A 15,402-nucleotide genomic window follows, 5' to 3' on the forward strand; every position below is an offset into this window, starting at 1 on the left:
GGCTGAAGCAGCGTGTGCAGCGTGTAGAAATGATGCGGGACGAATTGCCTCGCAGTGATGATCAACTTTACAGATGATGTATTCAGATAGTATTATAATCAGCGTATTGTTGTGATGATCATGACCGGTGAAGGAGACTGTGTATATGGGCAAGCAGAACCAAGCGCAAATTGCATACGACAGCATTCTTCGGGATATCAAAGAGAACCAGCTAACCCAAGGCCAGCCCATTATAGAAGAAGAATACGCCAAGAAGCTGGATATGAGCCGGACTCCGGTAAGAGAAGCGATCAGACTGTTGTCCGTAGAAGGATTTGTGACCGTGTACCCTCGAAAAGGTGCGTATGTCAGTGTGCTGACAGCAGAAGATGTAAAGGAATGTTACGAAATGATGGAAGCCGTTGAGGGGATGATCGCTTATCTGGCTGCACAACAGCCTTCTTCTGAGCATGTTAACCAGCTTACGGAGCTGGTCGGCAGAATGAATGAGCAAAAAAGTCTGTCTAACTTCCATCAGTGGAAGGAATATGATATCGAATTTCACCGGACCCTGCACCGCATGTGCCCTAATAAGCTACTCATTTATCATGTGGAAAAGCTGTTCCACAAAACCTACCAAATTCAGACCCGGTTTGTGGCGGGAGTCAATTTGGAGAAGGCGACAGAGGAGCATCAATTCATACTCGATGCAATCATCGCTAAAGATTCCGAGAAAGCCAGGCATTATACACAGCAGAATTGGAACAGAGCCAGAAATGAACTGGTGAACTACGGATACAACGATAAGCTGTAGGTAGACTGAAAGGTTCATTTTGCAGCTTACAACGTATTGATATCGTATGGACAAGCCATTTGTTGCGCCCACGCTGGGGCGTAAACGAGTGGTTTTTTTGTTGTGCGTCATGTTATATTACATTTAGTCCGATAAAAATATCTTTTCATCCCCCTAATGTAACTTTTGTTGACAAGGATCATCCTTGTACGTATTATTGTATACAATAACAAAAACAATTTGTTTACAAAAGATTAAGGGGGATTACCATGACGATTGATATCAGCCGCTTGCCCATCATTGACGACCATTGTCATCCATTCATGCCGACCAGAGAGAAGAAGAGTTTCGATAATTGCTTCACCCTCTCATTGATCCCCCCCAAGAGCCGCGACACCCGAAACACTCTGTTATTCAAAATTGTCCGTAAAGAGATAATCCAGCTGCTTGGGCTTGATCCCCGCGTGACGGATGACGAACTAATCCTGCAGCGTAATCAGCGTTATCGAGCCAATCCCAAAGAATATGTAGACATGCTTTTCAAGGATGTAGGATTGGAATCACTGCTGGTGGACTACGGTTTCCCGGTTATGGGGTCGCGGTTGGCCCAGGATGAGCTTGACTGGTTCCATCAGACCTCGTCATCCATTCCGACCCGCCGTATTCACCGGGTGGAAGCTACCTATCACCGGCTGTTCGAGGAGAAGGTACCCTTCGGGGAATTGGAAGAGACCTACCTCCGGGAGCTGCGGGACGAGGTGGAGAATCGGGGGACTATTGCTTTTAAGACCGTAATTGCCTACCATACCGGACTGAAAATAAACAAGATCAGCAAGAGCCGGGCCGCAGCCAGCTACAGCCGGTTCCTGGAATCGCCGGACAATACTGAAGCCGAAAAAGATGTCCGTGACTATCTCGTACTGCTCGCGTTCGAGCTGTGCATGGAATATGACATTCCAATTCAGATGCATTCGGGAGCAGGGGATGCCCCGCTGCTGGATGTGAAGCTCGCAAGTCCGCTGCTGATGCACAGCATTGTCAGTGATCCGCACTATCAGGCTGTAAAGATTATTTTCATTCATACCGCATATCCGTTTGTTGAAGAAGCCGGTTACCTGGTCAATCAGTATCATAATGTGTATCTCGACTTGTCCTCCATGATTCCCTTCAGCAGCATAGGCGTGCAGCCGAAGCTGCGGCAAATCTTTGAAATGGCTCCTTTTACGAAAGTGATGTACGGCTCCGACGGTTTTACGATTCCCGAAGTCAGCTGGCTGGGTGGCCGGATGATCAAGAAAGAGCTGGGTAAAATGCTAACGGATCTGGTGACAGATGGAATTATTGATGAAGAATATGCTTATACTGCGGCTGGCCTGGTTCTCTCGGAAAATGCACGCAATCTGTATATCCGCAACTGGGGCGAAAGATCAAACGGCTAAACCAAAGGAATATACCATCATCTGAACGATAAGGGGATATGTGTGATGCGGAAATGGTTCTATGGAAAAGCTGCGGCAGGTATACTGACACTTCTGATTACGGCGACAGCCTGCAGTTCAGGTAAGGATGCTCCAGCGGCGGCAGCCACGGACAAGCCTTCCGGCGGCAAGCTGGTGGTCACCTCTTTCGGCGGAGCGATTGAAGAAACCCAGCGTGCCTACATCAAACAATTTGAAGAGGAGTACAATGCCGAGGTTGAAGTCGTAACGTTGTATTCGGCAGATGCGCTGGCCAAGATTCGTGCGGAGAAGAACAATCAAACCATTGATGTGGTGCTGTTCTCAGGCGGACAGGAGCAGATTGCAGCCAAAGAGGATCTGATTATGAAGCTCGACCCGGAGCAGATGGAGAACCTGGACCAGCTGTACCCGGAAGCTCGCAGTGCTGAAGGCTATGGACCTACCTTCGGCTATGAAGCTCTTGGCATGATTTATAACCGTGATGCAATCCCAACTCCTCCAGCCTCGTGGAATGATCTGTGGAAGGAAGAATATAAAGGACAAGTCGGTTTGGTTGATATCTCCAACACCTACGGCAATCAGTTCCTGGTAGCCCTCGCCAAGATGAACGGCGGCGGAGAAGATAATATTCAGCCCGGACTTGATGCAATCAAGACTTTGCTGCCCAATGCCGCGGCAATTGTGAAATCCAGTCCCGAAGTCGGCAATTTGTTCGCCCAGGATGAGGCGGTTATAGCCCCGTTCGATTCTGGTTATGCCTATACGTTTGGCAAACAGGGAATTCCCATTAACTTTGCGATTCCCAAGGAGGGAGCCGTTGGCATCTATATTACTGCCCAAGTGGTGAAAGGCAGCCCGAACCCTGAGCTTGCCCGGAAATATATAGACTTCCTGCTGCGTCCGGAGATTCAGAAGCTGACTGCTGAGGGTGGCGGCTATTCCCCGACCCATAGCCAGACAGAGTTGTCCGATGATCTGAAAGGCATTCTTCCGAATGGCGAAGATACGTTTAACGGCCTGATTCATCTTGATTTGGCGCAGGTGAACAACAACAAGGCAGATTGGATGGAGAAGTGGAGCAAATTGATTTCACAGTAGCACTGCATCATTACTATTTGAAGGGAGCTGCAATGCCATGCTGAAACGCATTCCCCCTTACTGGATTCTGCTGGCTCCCGGGCTGATAATTTTCCTGCTGGTGTTTGTCCTCCCGCTTGCCCGGCTGCTGATGCTCAGCTTTTATCAAACGGACTCATCCGGAGCCATGGAAGCGGCGTTCGTCTGGCAGCAATACGGAAGATTCTTCACAGATCCGTTTTATCTGCAAATGCTCTGGCGTTCGGTGTATATCGGCGTTGCCGTAAGCTTCATCTGTCTGATTCTGGGATACTGCCTCGCGTATGGGGTATCCCGGGCTCAGCCCAAACACCGTTTTCTGCTGCTCATCTTAATCGCGCTCCCTCTGTTGACAAGCGCCGTGATCCGCAACTTCGGCTGGATTATTATTCTGGGCCGCAAAGGAATTCTGAATCAATTCCTGCTCGGAATAGGGTTGATCCAGGAACCGCTTGAGCTATTGTATACGCCTGCGGGTGTGATTATTGCTTTGGTGCATGTCATGCTTCCTTATATGGTGCTCGTTCTTTACTCGGTGCTGGAAGGCATGGACCGCAATCTCGAAAGTGCGGCCGCTAATCTGGGTGCATCGAAAACAAAGGTATTCTGGTTCGTCACCCTGCCGCTCTCCAAACAGGGGATTATTGCTGGAACATTGCTTGTTTTCTCAATTACATTAAGCTTTTTCGTCACCCCGTCCCTGATCGGGGGGGCCAAGGTGAAGCTGATGGCTACAGAAATCTACAACCAGACAATTAACCTGCTTAACTGGCCTTATGCTTCTGCTATGGGCGTCATTTTACTGCTGACCATGCTTGGGGTAACCAGTCTCTACAGACGGATGCTTAGCGGCAGGAAGCCGGGAGGAGTCGTTTGATATGAGAAGGAAATTTCCGCTCCTTACTATAGTAAATACTCTAATCTATCTATTTATTATGGCACCGCTGCTTGTCATCCTCATTTCATCCTTTAATTCCGGTGAGTTTCTGGTGTTTCCTCCCAAAGGCTTCTCCCTGCGATGGTATGAAGAGGTGCTGACAGGCGGGAGGTACACCGGACCTTTCCTGACCAGCATCAAGCTGGCTGTTTTGACTACGCTGTTTGCGCTGCCGCTTGGGACGATGATCGCCTACGCCATACAGCGGTTTGAATTTCGGCTGAAGAATGCGCTGCAGGGGCTGTTTCTGTCCCCTCTGGTTATTCCGACGCTGCTGTTCGGCATCGGCCTGCTGATTTTCTTCAGCTATCTGGGCATACGGATGTTCTTCCTGAGATTGCTGCTCGCCCATATCATCTTAATTATTCCTTATGTCGTGCGGACCATGCTGGCCGGATTCTCGCGGATGGAACGGTCGGTGGAAGAGGCTTCGATCATTCTTGGCGCTTCGCCGCTAAAAACCTTCTTCCTGGTGACACTTCCGTTTGCCAGACCCTCGCTGCTCGCGAGTGCGTTCCTTAGTCTAGTGCTTTCCTTTGATGAACTGGTTATCGCCTTATTCCTTACGGGTCCTGGCATTAACACGCTGCCGATGACCATTTATTCGGACATTCAGTTCAATCTGTCACCTTCGCTGGCTGCGGTATCTTCCATTATTATTACAGGCACGATTCTGATTGGGCTGCTGGGGATCGGCATTATGCGGTGGGGCAAAAAAACATAGCGGGGAGGCACACCATGAGCCAACTGATCATCGAAAATCTCGTAAAAAAATACGGGCAAAAACCCGTAGTCAACAATCTGAATGTTACTGTAGAGAGCGGTGAGATGCTGTCGCTTCTCGGACCGAGCGGGTGCGGGAAAACGACAACCCTGCGCATGATTGCAGGCATGCATGATCCGACCTCGGGCTCAATCCGGCTGGATGGCAGAGAACTCACAAACATTGCTCCGCATAAAAGGAACATTGGACTCGTCTTCCAGAATTATGCCCTTTTCCCCCACTTAAGCGTTTTTGAAAATGTAGCTTTTGGACTGAAGCGTCACGGTGTGCCGAAACCGGAAATCAGAGAACGCGTGGAGGCGGCTCTGCATTCCGTGCGGCTGAACGATTTTGCAGAACGGTTCCCCGCGCAAATGTCCGGCGGACAGCAGCAGCGGGTTGCGCTGGCGCGGACTCTTGTGCTTAAACCGCCGCTTGTATTGTTCGATGAGCCGCTCAGTAATCTAGATGCCAAGCTGCGTCAGGCGCTGGGAATTGAAATCCGCGTACTGCAGCGGGAGTATGGTTTTACCGGGATCTTTGTTACTCATGATCAGGAGGAAGCGATGGTCATCTCTGACCGTATTGCCGTAATGAACGGTGGGAATATCGTGCAGACCGGAACGCCGCAGCAGATTTATATGCACCCAGCGGACCCGTTCGTGGCCGATTTTGTGGGAGAATCGAACTTGTTTCCGATCACCAATGTCATGGAATCAGAAGGCATGTGGCGTTTCGAACTGGCGAAGGGAAACCCCATTTCTGCGGAGAAAACCGGGAACGGGAGCGCTCCGACATATGTTATGGTCCGGCCGGAGGCTGTTTCTGTGCGGCGTAAAAGCCCGGAGCCCCATCCGGTACCCGGGCATGGGCTGAATACACTGGCGGGTGAAGTAGCCTTTATCAACTACTCCGGTTCTTCCTATCTGATCGGAGTTGTAATCAAGTCGCTGGACCAGCAATTTATTATCCGGCTGCAGAACACGAGAAGAGAGCTTGATCTGCGGGTAGGCGAAGAAGCGGTGGTCGAGTGGCCGGTTCACGAAACGCTTACCTTCTGATATGTCAGGAAGGGTCCCGCATGCCGCGTGGCTCCGTAACCCTTCATCAAGGCTTATTCATCTCACGGATACAGCTGCGACTGCCCGGCACCCTGTACTGCCCCTTTGCGGAACTCTGAAGGCGAACATTTCATCGCCTTGCGGAACACTTTAATGAAATAGCTGACATTATCGAATCCGACATCCATGGCGATGTCGGATATTTTGCGGTCGCTTTGCTGCAGCAGATCCGCGGCCTGGCGGATCCGGTAGGAATTAATGTAATCCACCGGCGTCTTGCGGGTCATTGCCTTGAAGAAGCGGCAGAACTGTCCTTCGCTCATGGGTATAAGCTCGGACAAATCGCGGGTTCGTATCGGTTCCTGGTAGTTGTCCTGGATGTAGAGGATGACCTTCTTCAGCCGGTTGATCTTGGTTGTATCCGCACCCTCCGACTGGGTATGGTTCACGGAGCGGCCCTCAATCGCGATCTGCGAGAGCATGATAAGCAAAGTCCCTTTCATAAAGGACTCAAATCCGGGCATTTTATTAGCATATGCCTCCATCAAACGTTCGAGATGGTGGAGCAATTCCTGCTGCCAGGCAATCTCCGGTGTAAGATGTCTGGGGAAGCTTTGGCGTTTCTCCTGCAGCGGCAGAATCACTGTATGCTGAATGGCATCATACTGGGCGCTGGCGAGCAGATCGGGGTGAAAGACAAGTGCACAGAACCTGCAAGGGCCTTCCTTCAGCACGTAGGCGGCATGAATATCGCCGGATTCGATGAATACGGCCTCTCCGGCCCGGAGAGGGAAATAATCGGTATCGACCTGAAACAGAATCTCGCCTTCCAGCAGCATAAAGAACTCTGCCTCCTCATGCCAGTGCGTATCCAAGACATGGGTTCCGGCCGGAAGCTCAATCCAATAGGCGGCAAGCGGGAACATAACATCACCATGCACACGGTCTTCTTTAAGCAAACGTTGTGATGTGCGGTCCATAATTGGGCCCCTTTCGATAAAAACATCAGAATAGTGTTATAAATGAGCTATATTATATTAGTTTTGTGTTTTTATTATCGTTATAATGCAACTATAAACACCAAATTGAAGGGTGGCAAGTCACACATGAAATTTACAGACGGCCTCTGGCTGGTTCGCGACGGAATCAACATCAACGGCGCAGTACAAAACTATGTAGTAGAAAAAACTTCAGAGGGTTTGACGGCAATTACCCAAACCACTCCAATTACAGGACGTGCAGCAACCCTTAACTCCACGCTGCTGACCGTAAAATTCCATTCCCCGCTTCCGGGTGTGGTAGGCGTGAAGATCATTCATAATGACGGTGTAATTGATCGCGGCCCGGCTTTCGAATTGACCAAGGGAACCGGAGACCACGTACAGATTGAAGAAACTGATGAACAAACCGTATTGATCAGCGGCGGACTTCGTGTAGTGATCAACAAAGGCACTCAGTGGTCTGTGGATTTCTACCGCGGCAACGAGCGCATTACAGGCAGCGGTTACAAATCAATGGCTTACATCACGGATCAGGACGGCAACACCTTCATGCGTGAAGAGCTGGATATCGGCGTAGGTGAATTCGTCTATGGACTGGGTGAGCGCTTCACCGCTTTTGTCAAAAACGGACAGGTTGTTGATATCTGGAACAAAGACGGCGGCACAAGCTCTGAGCAGGCGTACAAGAACATTCCGTTCTATGTAACAAGCAAAGGCTACGGCGTATTTGTGAACCAGCCTGAGCTGGTTTCGTACGAAATCGGTTCGGAAAAAGTGAAAAAGGCCCAATTCAGCGTAGCCGGCGAAAGCCTGGAATACTTCGTTATCGAGGGACCTACGATCAAAGAGGTCATCAGCAAATATACTTCTCTAACCGGCAAGCCAGCGCTTCCTCCGGCATGGACCTTCGGCCTGTGGCTGACGACTTCGTTCACTACCGACTATGATGAAGCAACAGTTAACTCCTTCGTAGAAGGTATGGCTGAGCGTGATCTGCCGCTGCATGTTTTCCATTTCGACTGCTTCTGGATGCGTGAATATCAATGGACCGATTTCCAGTGGGACTCACGCGTATTCCCGGACCCGGTTGGTATGCTGAAACGCCTGAAGGACAAAGGCCTGAAAATCTGCGTCTGGATCAACTCTTATATCGGACAACGTTCGCCGCTGTTTGAAGAAGGCAAAAAGAACGGCTATCTGATCAAAAAAGCAAACGGTGATGTTTACCAAACTGACCTGTGGCAAGCAGGCATGGGGCTTGTGGACTTCACGAACCCTGCGGCTTGTGAGTGGTATGCCGGATACTTGCGCGACCTGGTGGATATGGGCGTAGACAGCTTCAAAACCGACTTCGGCGAACGGATTCCTACGGATGTTGTGTATTTTGACGGCTCCGACCCGCAGAAGATGCACAACTACTACACTCAGCTGTACAACAAGGTTGTCTTCGATGTATTGGAAGAGAAGCTTGGCAAAAATGAAGCGGCAGTATTCGCACGCTCGGCGACCGCCGGCGGGCAGCAGTTCCCGGTTCACTGGGGCGGCGACTGCTACGCAGATTATGAATCAATGGCAGAAAGCCTTCGCGGCGGCTTGTCCCTCGGTCTGTCCGGCTTCGGCTTCTGGAGTCATGATATCGGCGGCTTCGAGAACACGGCTCCGGCGCATGTCTTCAAACGCTGGCTGGCGTTTGGCCTCTTGTCCAGCCACAGCCGTCTGCACGGCAGCACCTCGTACCGTGTGCCTTGGGCTTACGACGATGAAGCTGTTGATGTTACCCGCTTCTTCACCAAGCTCAAATGCAGCTTGATGCCTTACCTGTATGATGTGGCCGGTCAGGCGCATGAGGAAGGCTGGGCTTCGATGCGGGCAATGGTGATGGAATTCCCGGAAGATCCGACTTGCGAGGTGCTGGATCGTCAATACATGCTGGGTGATTCCCTGCTGGTGGCTCCAATCTTCCAGGAGAACGGCGAAGTGAAATACTATCTGCCTGCCGGACGCTGGACACACCTGCTTAGCGGTGAAACTGTACAGGGCGGATCATGGCGCAAGGAAACACATGACTTCTTCAGTCTGCCGCTGTTCGTCCGTCAGAACTCGCTGCTTGCAACAGGCAGTGTGGACACCCGTCCGGATTATGATTTTGCCGATGGTGTGAAATTCGGACTGTACTCGCTGGAAGACGGAGCTGCTACGACTGCAACCGTCCGTGACATCAAGGGCGCACCTGAGCTGACCGTCAAGGCTGAACGCAAAGGCAATACTGTAATGGTAGCGGCTGAAGGCAGCGGCAAAGCATTCACGCTGGCAGTGAAGGATCTGGGTGCTATCGCCTCCGTAGAAGGTGCAGATCAGGCGGATGAGACTACAGTGAAGGTAAACGCCGGAAGCAAATCCGTATCGTTCACCATTACACTGAAATAGGTTTATACAGCATATTATTTAAGCTCTCTGATGATAGGGGACCTCTGTCCCCGATTTCATCAGAGAGCTTTTTGGATGCTTAGGGGTACGTGATCAATGATGTGAAAGATAGGTTGAATGCTGTGAAGATAGGTTGAATGCTGTGAACACACGGTAATTAATTTAAGATGATCTAAGATATGCTTAAATAATGGAGGATTACATATGACAAGGATAATAGAAGACAATGGGGTGTACAGCCAGCCGGACTACTCTTCAGCTACAGCAATATCGAGCGCGGCCAACTATATCATGAACTCACCGGAGCCGTTCACCCATACCTTCCGGACATACATCCGTTTGCGGGAGAATGGCAGCCTGACGCTTAAATTCTGGCACAGTAACAGCGTGGATTCGACCTGGGATCTGGGGCAGGAAGCAAACGGAAGCGAGCCGGGCGGGGAATGGAGCATTGAGGCGGCATACGTCTCAGACGGAGGAAGCGTTCCGGATGGAACGGTAACTGCCGGTACTTCGGTACCGCTAACCTTTGCGGGCAGCCGCACGAAGCAGGTTGGAGCTGGAGAAACGTTCTGGAGCGATGAAGCAAGGCTGGAACTGCCGGAAGGACATTATTTGGCGTTCACCTGGACGATTAAGACTGAGTCGGCAGGAAAAACAGTACCCTATAACGTGGAGGGTATTCTGGTCTCAGCCTATGACGGGCCGGGGAATCTGGCCGGGCAGGAATCGGCAGAGGCTTTTAGCTTGTCGGACAAGCTGCTGGTGCTGCCAAGCTATATCGGCTACAAGAAACAAGTAGTGAAGAAGCTGGTGTTCCTGGGCGATTCGATCACGCAGGGGGTACGGACAGAGAAGGATCAATACAGCTATTGGGCTGCGCGGATTGCCGAGGGGCTGGGAACGGATTACGGACTGTGGAATATCGGCTCCGGCTGGGGCCGGGCTTATGATGTAGCCGCAGATGGCCCGTGGATGAACAAAGCAAAGCAGGGGGATGAGGTGCTCATCGTGCTCGGGGTCAATGATCTTGATATCGGCCAGCGTTCGGCGGAGGAGCTGCTCAGGGATTTAAGCGATATTATCGCCAAGATCAAAGAGGCGAATGGAGGGGCGGAGATTATTCTGAGCACCGTGCCGCCATTCAACTTTGCGGAAGAGCGGGAGCAGGCGTGGCGTAAGGTCAATATGGCGATCCTCACGAATCCGCCTGCTGGTGTCAGCCGCGTGTTTGACATCGCCTCCGTGCTGGCTATGCCGGCCCCGGCTGAGCATAGAATCAGAGCGGAGTACATGAGCGGCGAATATGACCCGCATCCGAACGGCACCGCCGGGAAGGCCGTTGCTGAAGCCTTTTTGGCATGGTATTGAAGCGGGGAGCGGAGTATCCGGTCAGCGTTGTCAGCTGGCGTAGCGTAGACGAAAAATAGTGACTACGGGTGAGGATCGCAGGTGACGGGTGGCTGCGCTGTGACTATAGGCGGTGGTTTCGAGGTAGGGTGCCGCCGATGAGTATGGCCGCAGACGGCACAAGTTGGCCGCCAGATGTGACGGTGAACGGAACACGTAAGCGTCGCTGCGGGTAGGGTGCTGATCGCACGTATTGCGGGAATAGCACCCGCTATTTCTTTGACTATGAGGTCAACTCGAAGCGGAACAGGAATTTCTCCCGCTAAATTTGCTGATTCGGCGTAACTCAGGCAAACTGCTGGAAAATACCGGGAGAAATTCCCACTAATGTTCCTGGAAGGTGGATTTCGGGCAAATTACCGGGGAGATTTCCCGCTAAGTATAATCGTGTTGCCCGTTTTCCTTAGGGACCGCTATTTCGTGGTCTCCGAATCTCACCGGAAACTCACCAGGAACTCACCGGGAACTCACCGGAAACTCACCAGGAACTCACCGGGAACTCACCGGAAACTCACCGGAAACTCACCGGGTACTCACCGGGAACTCACCGGAAACTCACCGGGAACTCACCGGGTACTCATTGGGAACTCACTGGAATCTCACCGGAAACTCACCAGGAACTCACCGGAATCTCACGGCAATCTTACAAGACCTGGCGAGGTCTTACAGTTTCTCACGGTGTATTCCGGTTTGCATATTCCTGTTAGAACGTCGGAGTACCGCACCGGTGGATGGACGGTTAGCCTCCGGAATCGTGTAAATGCTCCCAGTTACTACGGATTACTGCGAGCTACATAGAGAAACATAGAGCTACAAAGAGCTACAAAGAACTACAAAGAGCTACAGAGAACTACATAGAGAAACATAGAACTACATAGAACTACAGAGAGCAATAGAGATCTATTAGAGAGCTACAGAGACCTTCTACGAGAATTCCCGCAAGCTTAAATGTTTTTCTGGATACGGTAGTCCTTCGGGGAGCTGCCGACCTGCTTCTTGAATACCTTGCTGAAATATTTCACATCATGGAAACCGACCATTTCCGAGATTTGCGACAGCTTCAGGTTGGGATTCTGCAGTAGCAGCTTGGCCTTCTCAATGCGGACGTTGCCGATATAGTCAGAGAAGTTGATGCCGTATTCCTGTTTGAATTTGCGGGAGACATATTCACGGCTAACGTAGAATTTGCCGGCTACCTCCTGCAGGGAGAGGTCGGAAGCATAGTTCTGCTCGACGTACCGGACGATGTCTGACATCGGATTGCTCTCTTTGACCTGTCTGGCCGAGAGCTCCTGCGACAGGCGCTGCATCAGGGCAAAGGACCAATCGCGCCAGGCAAACAGGGAGAAGGAATATCCGTTGGTATAAGGAGCCGGGTTCAACTGGTCGGCATGCTCCAGCTCTGCCAGAGCGGCGTCTGCCCGTACGCCCAAAGCGTCCCGCACCAGCCGGGTACGGAACAGCAGGACATCGGCCTTCCAGGCATTCAGCATTTCGGGAGTAATGACACCTCCTCGGCTTAGTTCATGGGTCCAATGCTGCGCCGCGTCTGACAGCGCTTCGTTGTTTCCGCTGATCACAGCCAATTTCCAATCCTCCTGAACATGGACGAAGATGACGGGAAATCCGTGGCTGGCACTGCCATCCCCGGAGGGACTAACGGTCTTGCCGTGTGCATTGGTTGAAGAAGGGAAATGGCAATAATCCTCATGACTTAACAAATTCCGCCGGAGCAATGCTTCGGCGGCTTCTGTGCGTTGTATCGGCAGCCGGTGCGGCAGGCTTCCTGTATTGCTGATGCCAAAGTGCATCCGGAACTGCAGGGTACGGTAAATGCCCTGATTGATCCGGCTGATCAGCTCCACTACAGATTCCTGCACATCCCACAGAATGATTGCGATCTCCGGAGGGCCGCCCCAATAGCGAAAGGCGATGCCCTTGTTTTGCGGGTGCAGGAATTCATTGCAGATGTTCACAATGGCGTAATAGAGCAGCTCGCTGTCACCGCCGAACCGTTTCAGCAGCGGATTGTTCCCGCTGTCTGTCTGTACCAGGATCAGCCGGGAGGATTCGGCATTCCCCGGAATAACCCCCTCGCTTACCAGTCTGCGCAGCGAAGCTTCGGAATTGATGGGATCGTCTATCAGTGCCGAAAGCAGCTTCTCCCCGTAAATTGGTTTGATTTCATTCAGCCGGATGCTCTGCTGCTGCCGCTGGCTGCGTTCCTCTTCCTCGGACCGCCAGGCGGCTACCGCCTTGGAGACCGCAGTATTGATCGCTTCAGCTTCAATCGGCTTGAGGATATAATCGATGCCGCCGTTGCGGACAGTCTGGCGTACGAAGTCAAAATCATTATGCCCGCTGACCACAATGAATTTGGTGTTTCCGGCGAATTCATTGACCCAGGTCATCAGCTCAACTCCGTTGCCCGATTCCATCATCATATCCATGATGACTAGAGCCGGTTTCGCCTCACGAATGGCTTCAATCGCTTCATTGCCGTTTCCCGCCTCCAGAATCTCATCAATGTGATGGACGTCCCAGTCGACCAGGAGCCTTACCGCTTTTCTGACTCTTGCTTCATCATCTACTATAAGCGCCTTCATATCCGTTCACTCTCCACTAGTATTTCAATTTCCAGTCTGACTATAACTCCGCCTGTTTCCAGATTGTCCACGGTCAGGACTGCGTCATCCCCGCATACCAGCCGCAGCCGCGCCAGCACGTTCCCCAGGCCGATGCCTGCGCCCGGAGCATCACGTTTGCTGTCGCTGCTTTTCAGTGTGGCGACGTCCAGTGAACCGGGCTGCTGAAGCTCCTTGCGGAGCATTTCCAGCCGGGCCGGCGGGATGGAGTGGCCGTTATTCTGAATATTAATCTCCATTCGCCCCGACTCCAGCTTGGCTGCTGTGATCTCAATGAATCCGTCACTGCGGGACAGATTAAAGCCGTGTTTGAAATAATTCTCTACAATCGGCTGCAGAATCATCTTCGGCATCAGGGCATGGAGCAGCGATTCTTCCATATCGTAGCGGAAACTGAACTTATTTTCAAAACGTTCCTTCTGCAGCTCAATATAAGCTTTGACATGGTCCAGCTCATTCTGGATGGTCACGATCTTCTCATCATTATACATGCTGTACCGCATCATTTTGGCCAAGGCCGAGAGCAGGCCATAGATTTGCGGCACCTTCAGTTCAAGCGCAAGCGTGCCGATAATCTGCAGCGTATTGTTCAGGAAATGCGGGTTAATCTGTGCCTGCAGTGCCCTCAGCTCATTGGTTTTATTGGACAGCTCCAGCCGGTATTCCCGCAAAATCAGGTTGTTAATGGTATCCATCATATTGCGGAAATGTTCAGTCACCACACCGATCTCATCCTTGCCTGTTGGGCGGATGTCAATCTCCAGATTACCGGTTTGAACTTGGGCCATATACCGGCTGAGCTGCTTGATTGGAGCCGTGATCCTGAAAGAGATGAGAATCGTTAAGGCAATAATCATAATCATCAGCAGGACCAGCAGGAGGATATTGATTTGCGCCGCCTCCTTGGCTTCACGGAACAGGTAGGATACCGGAATTTGCTTCACCAGTGTCCAGCTGAGACCGGGACTTTCGATTTTTTGATAAATAAATACAGCCCCGCCTTCTTCAAAATACCCTTGATCACGGTCATTCGCTGCAATCTGCTTATTATACCAGGTAGCATTCAGAGGTTTGCCAAGAGCGGCGGTATCGTGGCTGTAGACCAGCGTTCCGCTGTCATCCACCAGAAAGATGTTCTCCTGATTCTGCTCATACAATTGATCCACAATGTCGGTAAGTGCAGACAGTCTCACATCCACCGACAAATAGCCGAGGACCTTGGAGGACGGGATTCTCTCAATTCTTCTATGCATCGTGAACACCGGCTCTGAAGTGAACTGCGGAAACGGTGAAGTCACACCGTAGGCGGTGCTCATGTGAGTGCTTTGCACAGCTACCTGGGAGACGCCGGTGTTTTGGGAATCAGCATAAGGAGCGGTTGCCTGCCAGCGTTTGGGTGTCGTATTTTGTGTTACTAGTGTTGCCTTTCCGTCTTTGACGCCGTACAGATACACCTGTGAAATATCAGGCATGGAGGTCGAGATGTAATTGAGCGAGGAATAGATCGAAAAATCGGCAGTCAAGTCGTCGTATCCGGCTTCAAGCAAGCGGTAGAAGTCAGAATCCGAATAGGCGATCAGAGACAGCCGGCTCACTTCCTGGATCAGACTATTAATATTTTTGTAGCCTTGATACAGCAGATTCTTATTCTCATCCACGGCCCGGGTCCTTAAGGACTCTGTCGTATAAGAATAGCTGATATACATCGTAGCCATAATACAGACTAATGTTGGCAGGAGTAAAAAAACGATCAGCTTGGTGCGGATATTATTCCATTTCATCAATTCTTGTCACTTCCGATCAATATTTT

11 protein-coding genes are annotated in these 15,402 nt (G+C 51.2%); 8 read left to right on the forward strand and 3 right to left on the reverse strand.

Features of this window, described 5'->3' with window-relative positions; genetic code table 11:
* The first annotated feature begins 145 nt into the window (after nucleotides 1-145).
* The 6 genes from AC3WT9_RS25385 to AC3WT9_RS25410 all read left to right on the forward strand — a co-directional run bounded on the left by AC3WT9_RS25385 (nucleotide 146) and on the right by AC3WT9_RS25410 (nucleotide 6,109).
* Nucleotides 146-793 carry a GntR family transcriptional regulator gene (locus tag AC3WT9_RS25385; RefSeq protein WP_492408069.1) on the forward strand — a complete coding sequence of 216 codons (648 nt, stop codon included), beginning with the start codon at nucleotides 146-148 and terminating at the stop codon, nucleotides 791-793.
* 248 nt (nucleotides 794-1,041) lie between these two features.
* Complete coding sequence (locus tag AC3WT9_RS25390; protein WP_342481139.1) at nucleotides 1,042-2,211, forward strand: amidohydrolase family protein; 1,170 nt, start codon at nucleotides 1,042-1,044, stop codon at nucleotides 2,209-2,211.
* 45 nt (nucleotides 2,212-2,256) lie between these two features.
* Entirely contained in the window at nucleotides 2,257-3,330 is a 1,074-nt protein-coding gene (locus tag AC3WT9_RS25395) for an ABC transporter substrate-binding protein (RefSeq protein WP_341089926.1), read from the forward strand.
* 37 nt (nucleotides 3,331-3,367) lie between these two features.
* Nucleotides 3,368-4,225 carry an ABC transporter permease gene (locus tag AC3WT9_RS25400; protein ID WP_038586199.1) on the forward strand — a complete coding sequence of 286 codons (858 nt, stop codon included), beginning with the start codon at nucleotides 3,368-3,370 and terminating at the stop codon, nucleotides 4,223-4,225.
* Nucleotide 4,226: 1 nt separating this feature from the next.
* Nucleotides 4,227-5,009, forward strand: coding sequence for an ABC transporter permease (locus AC3WT9_RS25405; protein ID WP_038586204.1), 783 nt, complete (start codon nucleotides 4,227-4,229; stop codon nucleotides 5,007-5,009).
* A 14-nt stretch (nucleotides 5,010-5,023) separates the two neighbouring features.
* Nucleotides 5,024-6,109 (forward strand): ABC transporter ATP-binding protein, encoded by a 1,086-nt coding sequence (locus tag AC3WT9_RS25410; RefSeq protein WP_341089927.1) that lies wholly within the window; start codon nucleotides 5,024-5,026, stop codon nucleotides 6,107-6,109.
* 62 nt (nucleotides 6,110-6,171) lie between these two features.
* Here the strand turns inward: AC3WT9_RS25410 and AC3WT9_RS25415 are convergent, their stop codons facing one another.
* Nucleotides 6,172-7,089 (reverse strand): AraC family transcriptional regulator, encoded by a 918-nt coding sequence (locus tag AC3WT9_RS25415; RefSeq protein ID WP_038586210.1) that lies wholly within the window; start codon nucleotides 7,087-7,089, stop codon nucleotides 6,172-6,174.
* Nucleotides 7,090-7,215: 126 nt separating this feature from the next.
* Between AC3WT9_RS25415 and yicI the strand changes: the two genes are divergently transcribed.
* Both yicI and AC3WT9_RS25425 read left to right on the forward strand, forming a co-directional pair.
* Nucleotides 7,216-9,537, forward strand: coding sequence for an alpha-xylosidase (gene yicI / locus AC3WT9_RS25420; RefSeq protein ID WP_492408073.1), 2,322 nt, complete (start codon nucleotides 7,216-7,218; stop codon nucleotides 9,535-9,537).
* 204 nt (nucleotides 9,538-9,741) lie between these two features.
* Nucleotides 9,742-10,908, forward strand: a complete 1,167-nt coding sequence (locus tag AC3WT9_RS25425; protein WP_492408075.1) for an SGNH/GDSL hydrolase family protein — start codon at nucleotides 9,742-9,744, stop codon at nucleotides 10,906-10,908.
* 983 nt (nucleotides 10,909-11,891) lie between these two features.
* On the opposite strand, the gene AC3WT9_RS25430 is transcribed toward AC3WT9_RS25425, so the two are convergent.
* Both AC3WT9_RS25430 and AC3WT9_RS25435 read right to left on the reverse strand, forming a co-directional pair.
* Complete coding sequence (locus tag AC3WT9_RS25430) at nucleotides 11,892-13,553, reverse strand: helix-turn-helix domain-containing protein (RefSeq protein WP_492408077.1); 1,662 nt, start codon at nucleotides 13,551-13,553, stop codon at nucleotides 11,892-11,894.
* Nucleotides 13,550-15,373 carry a cache domain-containing sensor histidine kinase gene (locus tag AC3WT9_RS25435; RefSeq protein WP_341377362.1) on the reverse strand — a complete coding sequence of 608 codons (1,824 nt, stop codon included), beginning with the start codon at nucleotides 15,371-15,373 and terminating at the stop codon, nucleotides 13,550-13,552. Before AC3WT9_RS25435 ends, AC3WT9_RS25430 begins: the two co-directional genes overlap by 4 nt.
* Nucleotides 15,374-15,402 lie beyond the last annotated feature (29 nt).

It is taken from the genome of Paenibacillus sp. EB106-06-01-XG199 (genome assembly GCF_058791575.1).

What these genes read in the sequence shown, in the direction of transcription:
- AC3WT9_RS25385 (WP_492408069.1), top strand. Translation starts at nt 146, where the DNA reads ATGGGCAAGCAGAACCAAGCGCAAATTGCATACGACAGCATTCTTCGG.
- AC3WT9_RS25390 (WP_342481139.1), top strand. Translation starts at nt 1,042, where the DNA reads ATGACGATTGATATCAGCCGCTTGCCCATCATTGACGACCATTGTCAT.
- AC3WT9_RS25395 (WP_341089926.1), top strand. Translation starts at nt 2,257, where the DNA reads ATGCGGAAATGGTTCTATGGAAAAGCTGCGGCAGGTATACTGACACTT.
- AC3WT9_RS25400 (WP_038586199.1), top strand. Translation starts at nt 3,368, where the DNA reads ATGCTGAAACGCATTCCCCCTTACTGGATTCTGCTGGCTCCCGGGCTG.
- AC3WT9_RS25405 (WP_038586204.1), top strand. Translation starts at nt 4,227, where the DNA reads ATGAGAAGGAAATTTCCGCTCCTTACTATAGTAAATACTCTAATCTAT.
- AC3WT9_RS25410 (WP_341089927.1), top strand. Translation starts at nt 5,024, where the DNA reads ATGAGCCAACTGATCATCGAAAATCTCGTAAAAAAATACGGGCAAAAA.
- AC3WT9_RS25415 (WP_038586210.1), bottom strand. Translation starts at nt 7,089, where the DNA reads ATGGACCGCACATCACAACGTTTGCTTAAAGAAGACCGTGTGCATGGT.
- yicI (WP_492408073.1), top strand. Translation starts at nt 7,216, where the DNA reads ATGAAATTTACAGACGGCCTCTGGCTGGTTCGCGACGGAATCAACATC.
- AC3WT9_RS25425 (WP_492408075.1), top strand. Translation starts at nt 9,742, where the DNA reads ATGACAAGGATAATAGAAGACAATGGGGTGTACAGCCAGCCGGACTAC.
- AC3WT9_RS25430 (WP_492408077.1), bottom strand. Translation starts at nt 13,553, where the DNA reads ATGAAGGCGCTTATAGTAGATGATGAAGCAAGAGTCAGAAAAGCGGTA.
- AC3WT9_RS25435 (WP_341377362.1), bottom strand. Translation starts at nt 15,373, where the DNA reads ATGAAATGGAATAATATCCGCACCAAGCTGATCGTTTTTTTACTCCTG.